The 20,793-nt window shown below is 67.7% G+C and carries 14 protein-coding genes; 8 read left to right on the plus strand and 6 right to left on the minus strand.

Features of this window, described 5'->3' with window-relative positions; genetic code table 11:
* Positions 1-15 precede the first annotated feature (15 nt).
* Positions 16-609 (plus strand): TetR/AcrR family transcriptional regulator, encoded by a 594-nt coding sequence (locus tag NX02_RS30960; RefSeq protein ID WP_158014148.1) that lies wholly within the window; start codon positions 16-18, stop codon positions 607-609.
* Between the two features lie 48 nt (positions 610-657).
* On the opposite strand, the gene NX02_RS22350 is transcribed toward NX02_RS30960, so the two are convergent.
* Positions 658-1,710 (minus strand): mannose-1-phosphate guanylyltransferase/mannose-6-phosphate isomerase, encoded by a 1,053-nt coding sequence (locus NX02_RS22350; protein ID WP_025294389.1) that lies wholly within the window; start codon positions 1,708-1,710, stop codon positions 658-660.
* A gap of 141 nt (positions 1,711-1,851) precedes the next feature.
* On the opposite strand from NX02_RS22350, the gene NX02_RS22355 reads away from it, so the two are divergent.
* Positions 1,852-2,679: an ATP-binding protein gene (locus NX02_RS22355; RefSeq protein ID WP_025294390.1), complete on the plus strand. Its 828-nt coding sequence runs from the start codon at positions 1,852-1,854 to the stop codon at positions 2,677-2,679.
* 228 nt (positions 2,680-2,907) lie between these two features.
* Here the strand turns inward: NX02_RS22355 and NX02_RS22360 are convergent, their stop codons facing one another.
* From NX02_RS22360 to NX02_RS22370, 3 genes are all read right to left on the minus strand, one after another.
* On the minus strand, positions 2,908-3,717 hold the full coding sequence (locus NX02_RS22360) for a sterol desaturase family protein (RefSeq protein WP_025294391.1): 810 nt from the start codon (positions 3,715-3,717) through the stop codon (positions 2,908-2,910).
* A gap of 4 nt (positions 3,718-3,721) precedes the next feature.
* Complete coding sequence (locus NX02_RS22365; RefSeq protein ID WP_025294392.1) at positions 3,722-4,174, minus strand: EF-hand domain-containing protein; 453 nt, start codon at positions 4,172-4,174, stop codon at positions 3,722-3,724.
* A gap of 113 nt (positions 4,175-4,287) precedes the next feature.
* Positions 4,288-4,698, minus strand: a complete 411-nt coding sequence (locus tag NX02_RS22370; protein WP_025294393.1) for a hypothetical protein — start codon at positions 4,696-4,698, stop codon at positions 4,288-4,290.
* Between the two features lie 164 nt (positions 4,699-4,862).
* On the opposite strand from NX02_RS22370, the gene NX02_RS22375 reads away from it, so the two are divergent.
* The 3 genes from NX02_RS22375 (at position 4,863) to NX02_RS22385 (ending at position 8,858) form a co-directional block, all read left to right on the plus strand.
* Positions 4,863-5,582, plus strand: a complete 720-nt coding sequence (locus NX02_RS22375) for a response regulator (RefSeq protein WP_025294394.1) — start codon at positions 4,863-4,865, stop codon at positions 5,580-5,582.
* A gap of 4 nt (positions 5,583-5,586) precedes the next feature.
* On the plus strand, positions 5,587-6,975 hold the full coding sequence (locus tag NX02_RS22380) for an ATP-binding protein (protein ID WP_025294395.1): 1,389 nt from the start codon (positions 5,587-5,589) through the stop codon (positions 6,973-6,975).
* An 80-nt stretch (positions 6,976-7,055) separates the two neighbouring features.
* A complete protein-coding gene (locus NX02_RS22385; protein ID WP_025294396.1) occupies positions 7,056-8,858 on the plus strand; it encodes a DUF885 domain-containing protein in 1,803 nt (600 codons plus the stop codon).
* 43 nt (positions 8,859-8,901) lie between these two features.
* Here NX02_RS22385 and NX02_RS22390 read toward each other — a convergent pair whose 3' ends face one another.
* Both NX02_RS22390 and NX02_RS22395 read right to left on the minus strand, forming a co-directional pair.
* The gene (locus tag NX02_RS22390) at positions 8,902-10,680 is read right to left on the minus strand and encodes an ABC-F family ATP-binding cassette domain-containing protein (RefSeq protein WP_025294397.1); all 1,779 of its coding nucleotides are present in this window, start codon (positions 10,678-10,680) and stop codon (positions 8,902-8,904) included.
* Positions 10,681-10,723: 43 nt separating this feature from the next.
* The gene (locus NX02_RS22395; protein WP_025294398.1) at positions 10,724-11,560 is read right to left on the minus strand and encodes a class I SAM-dependent methyltransferase; all 837 of its coding nucleotides are present in this window, start codon (positions 11,558-11,560) and stop codon (positions 10,724-10,726) included.
* A gap of 201 nt (positions 11,561-11,761) precedes the next feature.
* Between NX02_RS22395 and NX02_RS32770 the strand changes: the two genes are divergently transcribed.
* The 3 genes from NX02_RS32770 to NX02_RS30965 all read left to right on the plus strand — a co-directional run bounded on the left by NX02_RS32770 (position 11,762) and on the right by NX02_RS30965 (position 20,713).
* Positions 11,762-14,758, plus strand: a complete 2,997-nt coding sequence (locus NX02_RS32770) for a calcium-binding protein (protein ID WP_025294399.1) — start codon at positions 11,762-11,764, stop codon at positions 14,756-14,758.
* Between the two features lie 80 nt (positions 14,759-14,838).
* Entirely contained in the window at positions 14,839-16,098 is a 1,260-nt protein-coding gene (locus tag NX02_RS22405) for a dicarboxylate/amino acid:cation symporter (RefSeq protein ID WP_025294400.1), read from the plus strand.
* Positions 16,099-16,195: 97 nt separating this feature from the next.
* Positions 16,196-20,713 (plus strand): Calx-beta domain-containing protein, encoded by a 4,518-nt coding sequence (locus NX02_RS30965; RefSeq protein ID WP_025294401.1) that lies wholly within the window; start codon positions 16,196-16,198, stop codon positions 20,711-20,713.
* The last annotated feature ends 80 nt before the right edge of the window (positions 20,714-20,793 follow it).

Raw genomic sequence — 20,793 nt, forward strand, 5'->3', positions numbered from 1 at the left:
GACGGCGATGCAGCCGTGATACATCGGCGGGAAGACCGCCGGAATGCGATTCTCGATGCGGCCGAGGAGTTGTTCCTCGACCAGGGGTTCGACCGCGTCAGCCTCGCGGCGATCGTCAAGCGCTCGGGCGGGTCGCTGGCAACGGTCTACGACATGTTCGGCAACAAGCAGGGGCTGTTGCGGGCGATGGTGGTTCGCCTTGTCGATCGCGACCTCGACACCAACTGGTCGACCGAGCTCGACGCGGCACCCCCGTCCGCGCAGCTTCGCGAACTCGCCTACCGGATCCGGGGGCATATGTGCCAGCCCAAGGTGGTCGCGCTCAACCGCATCGTCATCCAGGAAAGCCTGCGCGATCCTGCCTTCGGCCGGGCGTTCCACGATCAGGTCTATGGCGGGCGCGGCGAGGAACTGATCGAATGCTTCTGGCAGTGGACGCAGCAGGGCCGCGCCAATTTCGACGATCCGGTGGCCGCGGTCGACCTCTATCTCTCGATCGTGATCGGCGACAGCCAGCAGGAAGCGCTGCTGGGCGTCCTGCCGAACGTCGACCGCGCCGCGATCGACTGGCGGCTGGCGCCCTTCCTGACCTATTTCAAGGTCGCGTGACCGCGGGTTGACCAACGGCGCCATCGGCCGAACCCGATGGCGCACGCATCACCGGTCCTTCAGCGCCTCGACGATCTTCTTCACGTCCTGCGAACGACCGCGCGGCAGCACCAGCACCGAATCGCCCGAGGCGACGATGATGAGGTCATCGAGGCCGACCGCGGCGACGCGGATGCCGTCACTGCGGATCAGGCAGTTGCGCGAGTCGATCGCGATCACCTCACCCTGGTGCGCATTGCCTTCGCCGTCGAGCGCGCTGAGCGCGTGGAGCGCATCCCAGCTGCCCACGTCGGACCAGCCCATCTTCACCGGGGCCACCGCGACCCGCCACGCCTTTTCCATCACCGCATAGTCGATCGAGTCGGACGGGCTGGCGCCGAACGCGATCGGATCGGGATAGATGCGCGCGCCGTCGCGCTTGCCTTCGTCGATCGCGCGGCGCGCGGCCTCCACCATCTCGGGGGCATGCGCGGCGAGCGCGCCGAGATAGACGTCGGCGCGGAACATGAAGATGCCGCCGTTCCACACATGATCGCCGGCGGCGATCATCGCTTCGGCCGTCGCACGGTCGGGCTTCTCGACGAAGCGCTCGACGCGTCTTACGCCAGGGGCCTCCTCCGCGCCGATCTTGATATAGCCATAGCCGGTCTCGGGCGCGTCGGGGGTGATGCCGAAGGTGGCCAGCCAGCCGTCATTGACGAAGGGCAGCAACGCCTCGATCGCGGCGCGGAACGCGTCGACATCTTCGACGACATGGTCGCTGGGCATCACCAGCAGCGGCGTTTCGGGTGCGCAGATCAGCGCCGCGAGCGCGATCGCCGGCGCCGTGTTGCGCGCGATCGGTTCAAGGATGAGCGCTTGCGGCGCGCAGCCCACCTCGGTGAGCTGGGTTTCGATCTGGTCGGCATGCAGCGCATTGGCGACGACGATCGGGCAGGCGAAGCGCGCCAGATCGCCGACGCGCTGCGCGGTAAGCTGCAGCATCGTTTCGTCCGCGGTCAGCGCCAGCAATTGCTTGGGCTTCTCGGGCCGCGACATCGGCCAGAGCCGCGTGCCGGAGCCGCCGGAGAGGATCACCGGGGTAATGAGAGTATCAGTCATGCCGCCCCATAAATTTGCTCGGATCACGTTTTAGCCCAAGCGGGCCGACTGTCGAATTATTTCGCAAGTGCGAAAAAAGTGCGAACGCAGCATGACGGTTGTGCTGTTCTGATTTGGCGCACGTTGTTCTATGGCCCGCGCATGTCACAGGAAGCTCTCGCCGCCCATCTCGCCCGGATCGCCGACGCGCTCGACCGGATCTCACCGCCGCCGGCCGCGCAGGCGGACCCGCTCGCGGCGCCCGCCTATCATTGGCAGGCCGGGCTTTTGACGTCGACGCGGGACTTTCGGCCGCTGCCGCTGGCCTTGCTGACCGGCATCGATGCGCAAAAGGAAGCGGTCGTCGGGAATGGCCGGCGCCTCGCCGGCGGCCATGCGGCGCATGACGTGCTGCTATGGGGTGCGCGCGGCACCGGCAAGTCGGCGCTGGTCAAGGCGATGGTTGGTGCGCTGCAAAATGAAGGCGCAGCAATTGCGCTGATCGAGGTCGCGGCCGACGCGCTCGCGACGTTGCCAAGGCTGTTCGCGCTGATTGCGGATACGCCGCGCGCCTTCGCCCTGTTCATCGACGATATCGGGTTCGAGGAGAACGGCGCCGAGGCGCGCACCCTGCGCTCGCTGCTGGAAGGCGGCGCCGAGGCGCGCCCGGCCAATGCGCGGCTGCACGTCACCTCCAACCGCCGCCACATCGTCGCGCGCGACCTGCGCGAGCAGGACAGCCCAATCAACCCGCGCGACGAAGCGGACGACAAGCTCGCGCTCGCCGATCGCTTCGGCCTTTCGATCGGCTTCCACACCGTCGACCAGGACAATTATGTCGCGATGGTCGCCGCCTATGCCCGCAGGTTCGACCTGAGCTTCGACGCCGCCGACGCGATCCGCTGGGCGACGCAGCGCGGCAGCCGTTCGGGCCGGGTGGCGTGGCAATATGTCGTCGAACTCGCGGGCCGGGCGGGCAAGCCGCTGTAGGTGGAGCCTTTGAGCGGGGCGCCAACGCACGCTGTTCCCCGCCCGAATATTCTTCCCATCCCCCGTTTGCCCCGAGCGCAGTCGAGGGGTGGTTCGAGCGAAGCCGAGAACCGAGACCCGCTCGGAGCGAGCCCCAAGCCGCCGTCTCGGCTGCGCTCGACGGCCCCCTCGACTTCGCTCGGGGCGAACGGAGGGTGGGGTATGGGGTCGGGATTTCCCATCCAGCCCTCACGGCGGCGACAGCGCCATCCGCACCGCCGCCTTCACCGATCCCGCCTTGCGCATGTCGGCGAACAATATCCCCCATTCGCGCAAGGCGAGCCGGATCGGGTTGGTCTCGTCCTTCCGATGCGCGAGGCCGTAGCGGATCGGTTCGTCGCGGCGCGGCGCGAGCGTGCCGAACAGCCGGTCGAAGACGATCAGCACGCCGCCATAGTTGCGATCGATATAGCAATCGTTCGAGGCGTGGTGCGCGCGGTGGTGCGCCGGGGTGTTGAAGATCCATTCGAGCGGCCCGAGCCGGCCGACCGCCTCGGTGTGGAGAAAGAACTGGTAGCGCAGGTTGAGCGCGATCATCCCCAGCACGAGCCGCGGATCGAAACCCATCGCGACGATCGGCAGGTAGAAGGTCCAGCCGAGCGAGAACAGGTTCGTCCAGCCCAGCCGCATCGAGGACAGCAAGGTCATCTGCTCGGCGGAATGGTGCACCGCGTGCGTCGCCCACATCCAGCGGACGCGGTGGCTCGCGCGGTGGAACCAGTAATAGGCGAACTCGACCAGCAGGAAGGCCGCGGCCCAGGTCCGCCAGTCGTCGAGCGGCAGGCGCAGCGGGGTGAGCGCCCAGACTGCCGCATAGGCCGCGCCGAGCACCACGACATTGGCCGCTCCGATCACGAAGTTGCCGGCGGCGAGGCCCAGCGTCGTGCGCGCGGTCGTCCAGCTATAGCCGCGGCCGCTGCGCAGCCGCCACACCAGTTCGCCGAGGACCAGCGCCAGCACCAGCCCAACGAACATGGGCGATTTGGCGAGTTCGGGCATGGTCCTATCGCTTCTTCGCGGCGGCGAGCGCACTGCGCGCCGCGTCCGCCTCGGCCTTGGAGAGTACGCCGTCGCCATTGGTGTCGGCGCGGTCGAATAGCGGCGAGGGCGCGGCCACGAATTCGTCGCGGGTAACCTTGCCGTCGCGATTGGTGTCGGCAGCGTCGATCATGCGCTGCAGCCGCTGCGCGGCATCGGGCTTGAACCTGGCGAGCCGGCTGAAGTCGCCCTTCCGGACGACGCCGTCATCATTGCGATCGAGCTTGTCGAAGCTCCGTGCGCGGGCGGCGGCGAACTCCTCGCGGGTGATGGTGCCGTCACCATCGACATCGGCATCGGCGAAATGATCGCCGCCGCCGAAGCGCTGCGCGTTGGCGGGCACGCCGGTCGTCGCCGCGGCGAAGGTCGCCAGCGTCACGAACGTCATGCGGTAGCGAAGGGGAATGCGGATGGGCATTGGGTATGAACTCCGGGATTGGGGTGCCCGGCCGGCGGGTTGGGGTTTGGGACAGCCGGCCGGGCGATCGATCCGCCGGAGGAGGTGGCGGAGCGAAGGGGAAATGCGACCGATCAGTCGCGCCGGCCGATCGTACCGCTCGACGAGCGGCTGCCGCCGCCAGGGCCGGTGACGGAGCGCGCGTAGCTGGCGGTACCGTCACCATTGTTGGTGATCGTGCCGCTGCGGCCCCAGCTCGTGCCGTTGTTGGTCACATGGCTCGCGCCGCCGGAACAGGTGCCGTTGGCACAACTCCGGCCGCGCGACGATTGGATGCCACGACCGCCGCTGCCCTGGTAACCGCGCTGCACTTGAAGCGAACCGGGCTGGCGCGAGACCTGGCGGTAGCGATCATAGCCGCGGCCCTGCGGACCGTGCGCATGGACGCTGCGAAAGCGTTCGCGCGCCTGCGCGGCTTCCGGCAGCGCGATGCCGGTGAGGGCGAGGCTGGCGACGGCGGCGAGCCCGAAAAGCTTGGACGTCATCTGTTTACTCCACACGTTGCGAACGACGGGGGCGTGCCGTTCGCCGACCGGTCTAGGCCCGTGGGGTAAGCAGGATGCGACACCGGCGCGACGAAGCGTAACGAAAGGTAACGGTGCCGTGCCGGGCGCTTGCCCGCCGCGGCCCACGCGGAGGATATGGGCGGATGGCCGACACCAGCTTCATCGCCCTCGTCGAGGATGATGACGAGATCCGCGATCTCGTCGCCGCGCTGCTCAGGCGCGAGGGATTCGAGGTCGGCGCCTGCCGCACCGCGGAGGAGTTCGACCGGCTGCACGCACGCCGCCGCATCGACCTCGCCGTGCTCGATCTGATGCTGCCGGGCGAGGACGGGCTATCGCTGTGCCGCCGCCTTCACGCCACCAGCGAAACGCCGGTGCTGATGGTGACCGCGCGCGGCGACGACATCGATCGCATCATCGGGCTGGAGGTCGGCGCTGACGATTATCTGCCCAAACCGTTCAACCCGCGCGAACTGATCGCCCGCGTCCGCGCGATCCTGCGGCGGACGCGCGATCGTCCGCGCGTCCACACCAGCCTGCCGGTCGAGCGCTACGGGTTCGTCGGCTGGTCGTTCGATGCCGGCGGCCGGCAGCTCACCGACCCCGATGGCAGCCCGGTGACGCTGACCGGCGGCGAGCATGACCTGCTGCTGTGCTTCGTCCGCCATCCGCAACGCGTGCTCAACCGCGATCAGCTGCTCGACTGGACGCGCGGCCGCAATGCCGAGCCGTTCGACCGGACGATCGACGTCCAGCTCAGCCGGTTGCGCGCCAAGCTCGCGCTGCATGAGAGCGGCCGCGACCTGATCAAGACCGTGCGTGGCGGCGGCTATGTGTTGGCGGCGCCGGTCGACCAGGGCTGATACGATGTCGCTTGCGGCCAACCTGACGATGCGGCTGGGCGCGATCATGATCGTCGGCTTCGTGCTTCTGCAATTGGGGATCGTGGCGTCGCTGGGCTATCCGGACGGCGGCGAAGCTGGACGCCCCTACAGCCTCCCCCGCCCTTCGCAACTTGCCGCGATCGTCGAAGCGATCGAGGTGCAGCCGCCGGCGCGACGCACCCAGATGATCGAGGCGTTCGATGGCGCTCTCTACACCGTCCGCCTCGCCGGCGCCGCCCCGCCCCCGCGCCGTGCCGCGGTGGGCACCGCGCTGCAGCGGCTCGGTAACGGCTATCGCATGCAGCTCGGCCGGCCGGTGCGGCTCGACGCGCGGCGCGGGCCGCTCGGTCGCTGGTTCGGCGATCGCAGCGGGCCCGGCCGCCTCCTCGCGCTCGTCCGCGTCACCGTGGCGCTGCGGGGCGGCGGTTGGCTGGTGATCGAGAGCAGGCCCTCCGCCGGGATGCGCACCTATCTGCGGCGGCGGTCGATCCTCGCCACTGCGGGCGGCATCGTCCTGATCCTGATCCTGTTGCTCGCGGTGCGGCAGACGGCGCGGCCGATCAGCCGCGTCGCCGCCGGGGTGCGCGGCTTCGCCGCCGGCCACGACACCCCCGACCTGCCCGAACTGGGCCCCCGCGACGTGCGCGAACTGGCGCGCGCGTTCAACGAGATGAAGGGCCGCATCGCCGGGCTGATGGCCGAGCGCACGCGGATGCTGGCGGCGATCGCGCATGACCTGCGCACCTACCTCACCCGCCTGCGCCTTCGCGCCGAATTCATCGACGACGAGGCGCAGCGCAGGCGTGCGATCACCGACATCGGCGAGATGGCGATGCTGGTCGACGACACGATGCTGTTCGCCGCGCTCGACAGCGAGCACGGCGGCGGCGCCGATGCCGACGAACCGATGCGCCGCGCACCGGTGGACCTTCTCGCCGCGGTCGTCCGGCTGGTCGCGGCGCGCCGCGAGATGGGGCAGACCGTGATGCTGTCGACGCCTGTCGACCAACGGCCCGCCGATGAACGGCTCGTCGTCCGTGCCCCGCCGCTCGCGCTCGATCGCATCTTCGACAATCTCGTCGGCAACGCGCTGCGCCATGGCAGCCAGGCGGAAGTCCGCATCGAACAGGCCGGCAGATTCGCTCGGCTGATCGTCGCGGATGACGGACCCGGCGTCCCCGCGGACCAACTGGAGCGCCTTGCCGAGCCCTTCCACCGCCTCGATCCCTCCCGAGACCGCGGCGCCGGCGCCGGCGCGGGCCTCGGCCTCGCCATCGTCCGCGCGCTCACCGTGCAGATGGGCGGCACCCTGCACTTCGGCCGCGCCGCGATCGGCGGGCTCGCGGTGGAGGTCCGGCTGCCGCTCGCCTGACATCGGTCGAACACCCCTCGACCCGACGCGCGGTCTGTGGCTCAACGCGCTTCAGAAACAATCAGTAAGGGGTAGCTTCCATGGATCGTCGTCATTTCCTCGCGGCCGGCACGGCCAGCGTCGCGCTGTCGATGGTGCCCGGCCGGGTGTTCGCGCAGCCGGCGAGCGGCGATGCGGCGCTCAACGCGCGCTTCGATCAGATTTTCAACGATGCCGTGAAGCGCTCACCCGAAATTGCGAGCTCGCTGGGGCTCGACAAGGGCGCGAACGCGGCGCTGAAGGCGAAATTGTCCGACGCGACGATCGAGGAGCGCGTACGCGAACTCGCCGAGACGAAGAAGGCGATCGCCTCGGTAGAGGCGGTCGATACCAAGACATTGTCGCCGGCGGCGGTGCTCAACCGCGAGGTGATCCTCTATTCGCTGCGCAGCCAGACGATCGCACCCGAGACGTTCCAGCTCGATTCGGTGATCCGCCCCTATCGGATCTTCCAGCAGGGCGGCGCCTATTTCTCGATCCCCGACTTCCTCAACACCGCGCACACCATCGCGACGCGGGAGGACAGCGACGCCTATCTGTCGCGGCTGGAGGCGTTCGCCACCGTGCTAGATCAGGACAGCGCGGTGCAGAAGCAAGAGGCCGCGCGCGGTTTCCTCGCGCCCGGCTGGTCGATCGACCTGACTCTGGGCCAGATGACCGGGCTGCGCGCACAGCCTTACGCCACCTGCAGCATGGTCAAGTCGCTCGCCGATCGCGCGGCGGCGAAGGGCATCGCCGGCGACTGGGCGGCCAGGGCCGCATCGATCGTCGAGACCAAGGTCTATCCGGCGCTCGATCGCCAGATCGCGCTGATGAAGGCACTGCGCCCGACGACCAGGCCGGGCGACGGCGACTGGCGCCTGCCCGATGGCGACGCGATCTACCAGGCGGCGATCCGCCAGGCGACGACCACCGACTTCACCGCCGAACAGGTCCACCAGATGGGCCTCCAGCAGGTCGCCGAAATCAGCGCCGAACTGGACAAGATCCTGAAGTCGCAGGGCTTCACCAAGGGCGGCATCGGCGAGCGGCTGGCCGCGCTCAACGTCGACCCCGCGCAGCTCTATCCGGGGACGGACGCGGGCAAGGCGGCGCTGATCGCCAGCCTCAACGAGGGCGTGAAGGCGATGTACGCCAGGCTGCCGCAGGCGTTCGCGACCTTGCCGACCCAGCCGCTGGAAGTGCGCGCGGTACCGGTGGAGATCCAGGACGGCGCCTCCAACGGCTATTATCACCGGGCCGCGCTCGACGGCTCGCGCCCGGCGATCTACTTCATCAACCTCAAGGATGTCGGCGACTGGCCGAAATATTCGCTGCCCTCGCTGACCTATCATGAAGGCGTGCCGGGCCATCACCTGCAGATCAGCATCGCGCAGGAATCGAAGGACATCCCGACCCTGCGCAAGGTGGGCTTCTTCTCGGCCTATTCGGAAGGCTGGGCGCTCTATGCCGAACAGCTTGCCGACGAACTGAAGGCCTATGCCAACCCGCTCGAGCGGGCGGGCTATCTCCAGTCCTTCCTGTTCCGCGCGGCACGGCTGGTGGTCGATACCGGCATCCACACCAAGCGCTGGGACGTCGCACGCGCGACCGACTATCTCGTCACCACCACCGGCTTCGCCCGCCCGCGCTGCCAGCGCGAGGTGGAGCGCTATTGCACGCAGGGCGGCCAGGCGCTGAGCTACAAGATCGGCCACATCGCCTGGACCCGCGCGCGGGCGAAGGCGCAGGCGGCACTGGGGCCGAAGTTCGACCTGAAGGCCTTCCACGAGATCCTGCGGCAGGGCGCGATGCCGCTGACGATGCTGGAGGCGCAGGTGGACGCCTGGATCAAGGCGGCGTGACCAAGTCTCCTCCCCGGCGCGCAGCGCCGGGGAGGAGAGGGAATTATCCCAGCGCCTCGGCCATTTCCGCCAGTTCCAGCCAGCGCAGTTCCGCCGCATCCTTGTCGTCGCGGGCCTTGTCGATCGCCTTGGTGAGCGCGGCGAAGCGGTCCGGGTTCTTCGTGTAGAGATCCGGATCGGCCAGCGCCGCCTCGTCGCGGGCGATGGCGGCTTCGAGTTCCTCGATGCGCGCCGGCAGCTGGTCGAGGTCGCGCTGGTCCTTGTAGCTGAGCTTGGTGCGCGCCTTGGGGGCCGCTGGCACATCGGCTTTGGGAGCAGAGGGTCGCTTCGCCTCCTGCTTCGGAGCGCGCTGGCGTTCCCAATCCTCGTATCCGCCGGCGACGATATCGACCTTGCCCGATCCGTCGAGACCGAGCGTCACCGTCACGGTGCGGTCGAGGAAGTCGCGGTCGTGGCTGACGATCAGGACGGTGCCGTCATAGTCGGCGATCACTTCCTGCAGCAGGTCCAGCGTCTCCATGTCGAGATCGTTGGTCGGCTCGTCGAGCACCAGCAGGTTGCTGCGCCGCGCGAATTCGCGGGCGAGCAGCACGCGCGAGCGTTCGCCGCCCGACAAGGTGCCGACGCGCGCATCGGCCATCGACGGCTCGAACAGGAACTCCTTCAGATAGCCGTGGACATGCTTCTTCTCGCCGAGCACCTCGATCCAGTCGCCGCCATCGGCGAGCACGTCGCGGACGCGCTTCTCCGGCGCCATCAGGCTGCGCTGCTGGTCGATGACCACGCCGTCCAGCGTCTTCGCCAGCTTGATCCGGCCCTCGTCGGGTTGGAGTTCGCCGGTCAGCAGGCGCAGCAGGGTGGTCTTGCCCGCGCCATTGCCGCCGACCACGCCGATGCGATCGCCGCGCGTCACGCGGAAGGTGAAATCCGTGATCACCGCGCGCTCGCCGAAGCGCTTGGTGACGCCCTCCGCATCGATCACCACCTTGGTGCGCACATCGTCGCTGCCGATGGCGAGCGCGGCGGTGCCCTGCGGCCCGATCATCGCCGCGCGCTGCGCACGCATATCCTTCAACTTGGCGAGGCGGCCCTGGTTGCGCCGGCGGCGGCCGGTGACGCCGCGCTGCAGCCAATGCTCCTCGATCTTGAGCTTGGCGTCGAGCCGCTCGGCGTTGCGCTGTTCTTCCTCGAACACCTTCTCGGTCCACGCGTCGAACCCGCCGAAGCCGATCTCGGCGCGGCGGATGCTGCCGCGGTCCATCCACAGGGTCTGGCGGGTCAGCCGGGTCAGGAAGGTGCGGTCGTGGCTGATCGCGACGAACGCGCCGGAGAAGCGCTGCAGCCAGCTTTCCAGCCAGTCGATCGCGGCGATGTCGAGATGGTTGGTCGGCTCGTCGAGCAGCAGCACGTCCGGATCCATCGCCAGCGCGCGTGCGATCGCGGCGCGGCGCCGCTCGCCGCCCGACGCGGTCGCCGACTCGCGCGACAGGTCGATGCCGATCTGGTCGGCGATCGCTTCCACCTCATGCGCCTCGGGCGCGTCCGGCCCGGCGAGCGCATAGTCGCGCAGGGTCGCGTGGCCGGCGAGCGAGGGTTCCTGTTCCAGCAGGATCACGCGGGTACCCGGCACGATCGTGCGGCGGCCCTCATCGCTGTCGATCTTGCCGGCGAGCAGCTTGAGCAAGGTCGACTTGCCCGCGCCGTTGCGCCCGATCAGCGCCAGCCGGTCGCGTTCGCCGACGAAGATGTCGAGGTGCCGGAAAAGCCAGCCGGATCCCTGCACAATGCCGAGATCCTCATAGGAAAGTATTGGTGCCGCCATGCCCGCGCACATAGGGAGCGGCGGAGCTTTGGTAAACTGCCGGTCAGCGCGGCTTTTCCCACAGGAACACGCCATAGCGCATCGCCCCGGTGCGATAGGCGAGGATCAGCCGCGGCACGCTGAGCGCGAAGACGCGGTTCTCGGCATCGCGCAGCAGCCGGCGATACCAGCGATCGGTGACGAGCTTGCCGAGGAAGCGCCGGCCCGAGATCGTCCAGGTCTTCGCCACGCGGCGGCTGATATCCTCATAGCCGAGCGCCACGAAACCCGCGGCGCGCGCCATCGCCTCATACTCCTCGCGCGTGCCCATCGAGGGCAGCCGGCCCTCGCGGCAGATCGGTTCGAGCAGATGCCGCACCTTGCGCGGCGACGCGCCGGTCTCCGCCAGCCATGCGCAGACCGCGAAGCGCCCGCCGGGCCGGAGCACGCGCTGCGCCTCGGCGAAGAAACGCGGCTTATCGACCATATGTTCGCTGCTTTCGATCGACCAGGCGCGGTCGAACGCCGCATCGGGCAGGCCGTTTGTCAGCCAGTCGCGCACCATTACCGACACCCCGGGCACCGGATGGCCGGCGGCGTAGCGCGCCTGCCCGGCCGACAACGTGAAGCCCGCCACGCGCGCACCGCAGGTCAGGGCGATCCGCCGCGCAGTGCCGCCATAACCGCAGCCGATATCGGCGCAGGCCATGCCCGGCGCGATCGCCAGCCGATCGGCGACCATGTCGATCAGCGCCTCCACCGCCTGCCCCGGCGTCTCTCGCCCGCTGGTCCACAGGCCATGATGGACATGCTCCCCCCAGCATTCGCGATAGACGCGATCCAGCTCGTCATAATGGCCGGCGACATGCCCGGCATGCTGGGGCGTGTTGGGCAGGATCATGACTGCGACAATGCCGCAATGCAGGCACGCGATCAATTTCGATCAAAATCTATCTATCTCAGATACTTAATGGATAATGGGGGGCCGCGCCGCAGCCGTTTTCCAGATATTTGATCCTTGTCATGGCCGGATCATCGTTGCGCGCCTAAAATGACTTTCGATCGAAATCGATGCACAACAAGATCGAATCGTGGGAGAAGAATGATGCCGCTGATCATCGGTACCGACGCATCCGAGCAACTCGATGGAAGCACCACTGCCGACGAGATTCGCGGTCTCGGTGGCAACGACATCATCTTCGCGCTGGGCGGAGACGATCTGGTCGAAGGCGGTGACGGCAATGACAGCCTCGATGGCGGCACCGGCGCCGATACGCTGAGTTATCTGAATGCAGCCGCCGCGGTGACCGTGAATCTCGGCCTCACCACCGCGCAACAGACCGGCGGCGCCGGGATCGACACGATCGTGGGCTTCGAGAATCTGGTCGGTTCGGCGTTCGGCGACGTCCTTACCGGCGCCTCGACCGCCGTGCGCAACATCATCGATGGCGGCGCCGGGGACGATCTGATCAACGGCGGCAGCGGCAGCGGCCCCGATACGCTCATCGGCGGAGACGGCATCGATACCGTCAGCTATGCCACCGCGGCATCGCGTGTCACCGTCAAGCTGGCGCTGACCGTCGCGCAGAATACGGTGGGCGGCGGCGCCGACACCTTGTCCGGTTTCGAGAACGTCACCGGCAGTGCCTATAACGACACGCTGAGCGGCAACGAATTCGCGAATCTCCTCACCGGCGGCGCCGGACTCGATATCCTCAGCGGCCTCGCCGGCAATGACAGCCTGGTGGGCGGCGCCGACAATGATACGCTCGATGGCGGCGCCGGCGACGACCTGCTCGATGGCGGTTCCGGTGCGGGCGACGTCGCCACCTATGCCTCCGCGACGGCGGGCGTAACTGTCAGCCTGCTCGTGGCGGGGCCGCAGGACACGCTTGGTGCCGGGGTCGATACGCTGACCGCCATCGAGGGGCTGACGGGCTCCAACCATGCCGATGTACTTGCCGGCAATGCGGGCGCCAACAGCCTTCTGGGCGGCGTCGGCAACGACATCATCCGCGGCGATGCGGGCAACGACCTGATCGATGGCGGCGCAGGCATCGATACGGTCGACTATGCGTTGGTCGGCGCGGGCATCACCCTCAACCTGCTCAGCCAGTCCGCGCAGAACACCGTTGGTGCGGGTTCGGATACGGTTCGCGGCATCGAGCATGTCATCGGCACTGCGTTCGACGACAAGCTCACCGGCAACGACTATTCGAACATGCTGCTGGCCGGTGCCGGCAATGACAGCCTGATCGGCGGCCTCGGCAACGACACGCTCGACGGCGGCGAGGGCAGCGACACCGCGAGCTACGCCTCGGCAACCACCGGCGTGCGCGTCAATCTCGGTATCGCGTCGGCGCAATATACGCTGGGCGCGGGCACCGACACGCTGCTGAGCGTGGAGCATCTGATCGGCTCCGGCCTTGCAGACGTGCTGACCGGCAACGCTGCCGACAACGACCTTACCGGTGGTGGCGGCGACGATGTGATGTCCGGCGGGTTGGGCAACAACCGGCTGACCGGTGGTCAGGGCGCCGATACCGCCAGCTATGCCGCGGCAGCGGCGGGCGTCACCGTCAATCTCGGGCTCACCACCGCGCAGAACACGATCGGCGCCGGCACCGACACGCTCGCAACGATCGAGAACCTGACGGGTTCGGCCTTCGCCGACACGCTGACCGGATCGACCCTCGCCAATCTCCTCACGGGCGGCGCCGGCAATGACGCTTTGGACGGCGGCAATGGCAATGACACGCTGGACGGCGGTGCCCACAATGACGTGCTGGCCGGAGGGATCGGCAACGATACGGTACTCGGCGGCACGGGTGACGATCTGCTGGGCGGCGGGAACGGCAGCAACCTGCTGGACGGCGGCGCCGGCTTCGATACGATCAGCTATGCGGCGGCGGGTGGCGCCGTAACCGTCAGCCTCTCTGAAACGGGGCCGCAGGCAATCGCCTTCCTCAATTCGACGGATACGCTGGTCAGCATCGAGCAACTGATCGGCAGCGCGTTCAACGATCAACTGACGGGCGGCGCGACCGCATCGACGCTGCGCGGGGGCAATGGCAACGACCGGCTGATGGCGGGCACCGGCAACGCCACGCTCTATGGCGACGACGGAAGCGACATTCTGTGGGGCGGTACCGGTATCGACACGCTCCATGGCGGCGCCGGCGGCGATCAACTGAACGGCGGGGCCGGCGACACCCTGTATGGCGGGATCGCAGGCGATACGTATTATCTCGCCGATCCAAGCGCGAAAGTCATGGAATTTGCCAATGAAGGCGTCGACCGCGTCGAGGTCATCTTCGATTATTATGTGATTCCGACCAACGTCGAAGGCCTCTACTTCAGCTACACGGGCCTGACCGGCACCAAGCACGGCATCGGCAACGATCTGGACAATTCTATCGGCGGACATGGCGGCGACGACATATTGGAAGGCCGGGGCGGCGACGACCTGCTCAACGGCAGCACGGGCAACAATGTTCTGATCGGCGGCTCCGGCAACGACACCTACGCCTTCAACAATCTGGGGGGCGCGGAAACGATCATCGTCGAGCTGCCCGACGAGGGAATCGACGATGTCAGCTTTCGCGGCGTGCCCAACCCGGTGACCGGGGCGCATTTCGTGCTGCCGGACAATGTCGAGAATCTCGAGATGTGGGACTATACGACCTTCGTGAAGGCCGACGGCAACGCGCTCGACAATTACATCAGCGCCCGCGGGACCGCGAGCGAGCTCGATGGCAAGGGCGGGCAGGACGTGTTCGACACGCGCGACGGCGCGGATCGCTTCATCTTCAGCGCCGCGGAACATTCGACCGCCGCCGCGCCGGACGAAATCCTCGCTTATGCAAGCAACGACACGATCGATCTTGCCGGGATCGATGCGATCGCCGGCACGCCCGAGGATGATGCGTTCCAGATCGTCGCCGCCTTTACCGGGCAGGCCGGCCAACTGATCTTCGTCAACGATTTCGGCCGCCACACCACCTATGTCCTGGGCGATATCGATGGCGATGCGACCGCCGATTTCGGCATCTATTTCAACTTTGATGTCACGCCCACGCTCGGCACCTGGGTGCTTTGACCACGGCGATAGCGGTCACGCGGCACTGATCGCCGCGTGACCGCTATCGCGCCGTGCTGCAGCGCGATATGACTGGTCGGATGTCCCAACCGACCCGCATCCTCATCGCGCTTCTCGCCGGCGTCATCCTCGGTATCGCCGGTGCCCGGCTTGGGTGGGAGGCGGCGCTCGATGTTGCCGATCCGGTGGGTGGCGTGTGGCTCGATGCGCTCAGGATGACGATCATCCCGCTGGTCGTCGCCCTGCTCGTCACCGGCATCGGCCGCACCGCGGACAGCGCACGCGGCGGCGGGCTGGCGCTGAAGACGGTGGCGCTGTTCCTCGTCATGCTGTGGACCTCCTCCGCGCTGGGCGCGATCCTGACGCCGCTGGCACTCGATCTCTGGCCGATGCCCGCCGACTCCGCCGCCGCGCTGAAGACCGCGCTGGGCGGCACGCATGTCGATGTCGCGCCGCCGCCGCCGCTCTCGCAGTTCCTCCGCTCGATCGTGCCGACCAATCCAGTCGCGGCCGCGGCGGCGGACAATTTCCTGCCGCTGATCCTGTTCACCACCTTGTTCGGCATCGCCAGCACCATGCTCAATGCGGAGCGTCGCGAGCGGATCACCGGCTTCTTCGATGCCATCGCCGAAGCGATGCTGGTGATGGTCGGCTGGGTGCTATGGCTGGCGCCGATCGGCGTGTTCGCGCTGGCGTTCGCGGTCGGGTTGCGCGCGGGCAGCGCCGCGATCGGCGCGCTGCTGCATTACATCATCATCGTCAGCGGCGTGGGGTTGGTGATCTCGCTCGCTGCCTATCCGATCGCGCGCTATGTCGGCCGGGCGAAGCTCGGCCGCTTCGCGCGTGGCGTGCTGCCGGCGCAGGCGGTGGCGCTCAGCACCCAATCCTCGCTGGCGACCTTGCCGCAGATGCTGAGTTCGGCGGAGCGGATCGGCGTGCCGGAGAATAGCGCCGCGGTTACCTTGCCGCTCGCGGTCGCGCTGTTCCGGGTGACCGGGCCGGCGATGAACCTCGCGGTCGCCATCTATGTCGCGCATTGGTTCGGGCAGGAACTGAGCGTCACCACGCTCGCCACCGGCGTCGTCGTCGCGGCGATCACCACGATGGGTGCGGTCAGCCTGCCGGGCCAGGTGAGCTTCCTCACTTCGATCGTGCCGATCGCGGCGGCGATGGGGGTCCCGATCGAACCGCTTGCGCTGCTGATCGCGGTGGAGATGCTGCCCGATCTGGTGCGCACGGTGGGCAATGTCACGATGGACGTCGCCGCGACGACGGTGGTCGCACGGCTGTCCGGGGACGCTTTGGAGGAAAATGGGCAGGAGCATGTGCCGCTGCCCTGAGCGTCACGGCCCTGTCGCACGCCCTCCCTAAGCGGGATCGATTATTGGGAGTCCGCGGGCGCCATGCCGGGCGCTGCGGCGCATAGGGGAAGCCTGTATGAGCACTGCGTATTTCGACCTGTCGACGGGCAATTTCTCGCAGGATTGGGCCAACGGATCGTTGCTCGATGCCAATGACGACTGGTCGCTGGTGCCGAGCATCATGGGCTATCGCGGCGACGAACTGACCGGCGCGACCGGCACCGATCCGCGCACGCTGACTGCGAACGACACGGGACTCGTCGTCGACGTCAACGTCAATCAGACCAATCCGGTGAGCTTCAATACCGGCGGTGTCGCCGAGTTCGCGATCGACGATCCGACGATCGCGCTGCAAGGCTCCGGTACCGCCGACGCCCCCTATATCGTCATCCATCTCGATGCGACCGGCCGCGAGAACATCCAGTTCAGCTTCAACGCGCGCGATCTCGATTCGTCGGGCGACAACGCGATCCAGCAGATCGCCGTGCAGTATCGCATCAGCGGCACCAGCGCCTGGAGCAACGTGCCAGACGGCTATATCGCCGACGCGACGACGGCCAACGCCGCCACGCTGGTGACCGCGCTCAGCGTCACGCTTCCCGAGGACGCCAACAACGCCGCCACGCTCGAGATCCGGGTGATCACGACCAACGCCGTCGGCAATGACGAGTGGGTCGGCATCGACGATATTCTCGTCACCAGCGACGCCGCGGGCGCCGGCGGCAACCCGGGCATGCTCTCGATCGCCGACCAGAGCGTGGTCGAGGGCGATGGCAGCACCACCGCGATCACCTTCACCATCACCCGCGCGGGCGGCAGCACCGGCGCGGTTTCGGCCGACTATGTGATCGACCTCGGCACCACCGATACCGGCGATTTCGTCTTGCCCGTGCTCAGCGGCACGATCGCGTTCGCCGATGGCGAGACCAGCCGCACGATCACGCTCGACGTGGCGGGCGACACCGACATCGAGCCCGACGAGAGCTTCACCGTCACGCTCGGCAACGCCACCGGCGGCGCGACGATCAGCGACGGTGTTGCGACCGGTACGATCGAGAATGACGATTTCGCGCCGATCGTTCCCGGCGCGGTGTTCTTCAACGAATTCCACTATGACAATGACGGCACCGACGCGAACGAGTTCATCGAGGTCGCGGCGGCCGCGGGCACCGACCTCAGCGGGTGGACGATCGTCCTCTACAACGGCAATGGCGGCACCACCTATGGGTCGCCGATCGCGCTGAGCGGAATCGTTCCCGATCAGGACGATGGCTATGGCGCCGTGGCGTTCGACGCGCCCGGCCTGCAGAACGGTTCGCCGGATGGGTTCGCCCTGGTCAATCCCTCGGGGCAGGTCGTCCAGTTCCTGTCCTACGAAGGCGTGCTGACCGCCACCAACGGGCCGGCCGAAGGGCTGACCAGCGTCGATGTCGGCGTGGTGCAATCGGGCAGCGATCCCGCCGGCCTGACCCTGCAGCTGACCGGCTCGGGTGCTGTCGCCGACGATTTCGTCTGGGCCGCCCCCTCGGCGGGCACGCCCGGCCAGATCAATGGCGGGCAGGACTTCATCGGCGCGGACCAGCCGGGCCTCGTCACCGTGCGTGACGCGAGCGTGACCGAAGGCAACGCCGGCACCGTCAACCTCGTCTTCGAGGTCCGCCGCGCGGGCGGCCTCGGCGGCGAGGCGAGCGTCGACTTCACCGTCGACTATGGCACTGCCGATGCCGGCGATCTCGGCGCCGGCGCGGTGCTGACCGGCACCGTCACCTTCGCCGAGGGGTCCAACGTCGCTACCGTCACCATTCCGGTCGCCGGCGACACGCTGGGCGAGGACAATGAGACGCTGACGATCTCGCTCTCCAACCCGGTCGGCAACATCAGCATCGCCGACGGCACCGCGACCGGCACGATCGTCAACGACGATCCGGTCGCGCGCACGATCATGGAGGTGCAGGGCGAGAGCCACGCCTCCGCCTATGCCGGCCAGGTCGTGATCACCACCGGCATCGTCACCGCGGTCGCGAGCAACGGCTATTACCTCCAGGACGCGACCGGGGACGGCAATGCCCGCACCTCGGACGGGATCTTCGTCTTCACCGGTGGCGCGCCGACCGTCGCGGTCGGCTATCAGGCGACGGTGACGGGCACCGTCAACGAATTCCTGCCCGGCGCCAACAACCTGACGGTGACGCAGATCAACCAGAGCGGCGTCGTGATCGACGTCGACGGGTCTTCGGTGCCGGTGATCCATGCTCTGCCGCAGGCGGTGCTGATCGGCGACGTGCCCGGCGGCATCCTGCCCCCGAGCGAGATCATCGACGATGACGGCTTCACCGTCTTCGATCCCGAGAATGACGGCATCGATTTCTACGAATCGCTGGAAGGCATGCTCGTCACCATCGACAATCCGCTGGTCACCTCGGGCACCAACGGTTTCGGCGAGACACAGGTCGTCGCCTCGGGCGGGTCGGGTGCGACCGGCGTCAACGATCGCGGCGGCATCACCATCTCGGAGGGCGACTACAACCCCGAGCGCATCCAGATCGACGACGACAGCACGATCTTCGCCGGTTACAATCCGAACTATACGCAGGGCGACCAGCTCAGCTCGGTCACCGGCATCGTGAACTACAACTTCCAGAGCTATGAGGTGCTCGTCACCCAGGCGGTGACGCTGGAGGTCGATGCCGGCCCGCTGCCGCAGGAAACCACCAGCCTCGCGGGCGACTCGGACAATCTGTCGGTCGCCACCTACAATCTCGAAAATCTCGATCCGGGTGACGGCAAGTTCGATCTGCTGGCCGACGACATCGTCTACAACCTGCAGGCGCCGGACATCATTGCGGTGCAGGAGATCCAGGATGGCGATGGCGCCGGCAACGGCGCCGACCTGTCGGGCTATGTCACCGCGCAGGGGCTGATCGACGCCATCGCCGAAATCGGCGGCCCCAACTATGTCTATATCGAGGTGACGCCGAGCAGCGCCGGCTCCACCGGCGGCGAACCCGGCGGCAACATCCGCAACGGCTTCCTCTACAACGCCGATCGCGTCAGCGTGCTCGGCGAGGCCTCGATCCTGACCGATCCGGCCTATGACGGCAGCCGCAAGCCGCTGGTCGTGAACTTCCAGTTCAACGGCGAGACGATCACCGCGATCAACCTGCACTCCACCTCGCGCCTCGGCAGCGATGCGCTGTGGGGGCCGAACCAGCCGCCAGCGGATGCGGGCGATGCCTCGCGCACCGCGCAGGCCCAGGCGGTGCGCGACTATATCGATGCCGGTCTGCTGACCGATCCGAACACCAACTATGCGGTGTTCGGCGACTTCAACGGCTTCACCTACGAAAATGCGATCGGCACGCTCACCGCGGGCGGCGTGATGACCGACCTCAACACGCTGCTGCCGGAAGAAGAGCGCTATTCCTACGTTTTCGACGGCAATGCGCAGCAGATCGACCATATCCTCGTCTCCGGCGGGCTGCTGGGCGGCGCGCAATATGATTCGGTCCACATCAATGCCGAGCAGCCGGCCGGTCCGAACCGGCCGACCGACCATGACCCGCAGGTCGCGCTGCTCAACATCCCCGACGCGATCGGCGAAACGATCACCGGCACGGCGGCCGGCGAAACCCTCACCGGCACGATCTACAACGACACGATCTCGGGCCTCGGCGGCGACGACCAGCTCGAAGGCGGCGCGGGCGACGATCTGCTGATCGGCGGCCCCGGTGCCGACCAGCTCGTCGGCGGCGACGGCATCGACACCGCCAGCTATGCGACGGCAACCCAAGCCGTGCAGGCATCGCTGATCGCCGGCCGCGGCCTCGAAGGCGAAGCACTCGGCGACCGCTACACCGCGATCGAGAACCTCACCGGCTCGGCGTTCGACGACGGCCTCTATGGCGACAATGGCGCCAACACGATCCGGGGCGATGCCGGCAACGACATCCTCTACGGCTATGCCGGCGATGACCTCATCCTGGGCGGCGCAGGCGACGATCTGGTGCGCGGCGGCCTGGGCAACGACACGCTCGACGGGGGGGAGGGCATCGACAAGCTGCTCGGCGACGAGGGCAATGACACGCTCAACGGCGGCGCCGGCGGCGACACCCTTTATGGCAATGCCGGCGACGATACGCTCGACGGCGGCGCCGATGCCGACACGCTGCGCGGCGGCGAGCGCAACGACATGATCATCGGCGCCGACGGCGATGATGTGATGCTGGGCGAGGCAGGCACCGACATCCTCGTCGGCGGCGCGGGTCGCGACAGCTTTTATGGCGGCGCCGATGCCGACCGCTTCGTGTTCGCCGCGGTGTCGGACAGCGCCCCGGCGCTGCGCGACATCATCCGCGACTTCAGCCAGGCCGAGGGCGACCTCATCGACCTGAACGCGATCGACTCCGGCGCCGCCGGCGGCGCGTTCGACTTCGTCTCCTCGTTCAGCGGCACTGCGGGCGAACTGACCGCGACGACGGTCGGCGCGTTCCAGCAGATCCAGGGCGATGTAAACGGAGACGGCGCTGGCGACTTCGCGATCCTCGTACTGGTCGCGGGTGGCGGCAGCCTGACCGCAGCGGATTTCGTGCTCTGACGCGATGACCGTCCGATCCGGCGCCAAGATGCCGGATCGATCGTCTCCCGATCGTGGCGGCGTGCGATTCCGAAAAGGGA

Origin of the sequence: Sphingomonas sanxanigenens DSM 19645 = NX02 (assembly GCF_000512205.2) — a bacterium.
Classification (GTDB): domain Bacteria; phylum Pseudomonadota; class Alphaproteobacteria; order Sphingomonadales; family Sphingomonadaceae; genus Sphingomonas_D; species Sphingomonas_D sanxanigenens.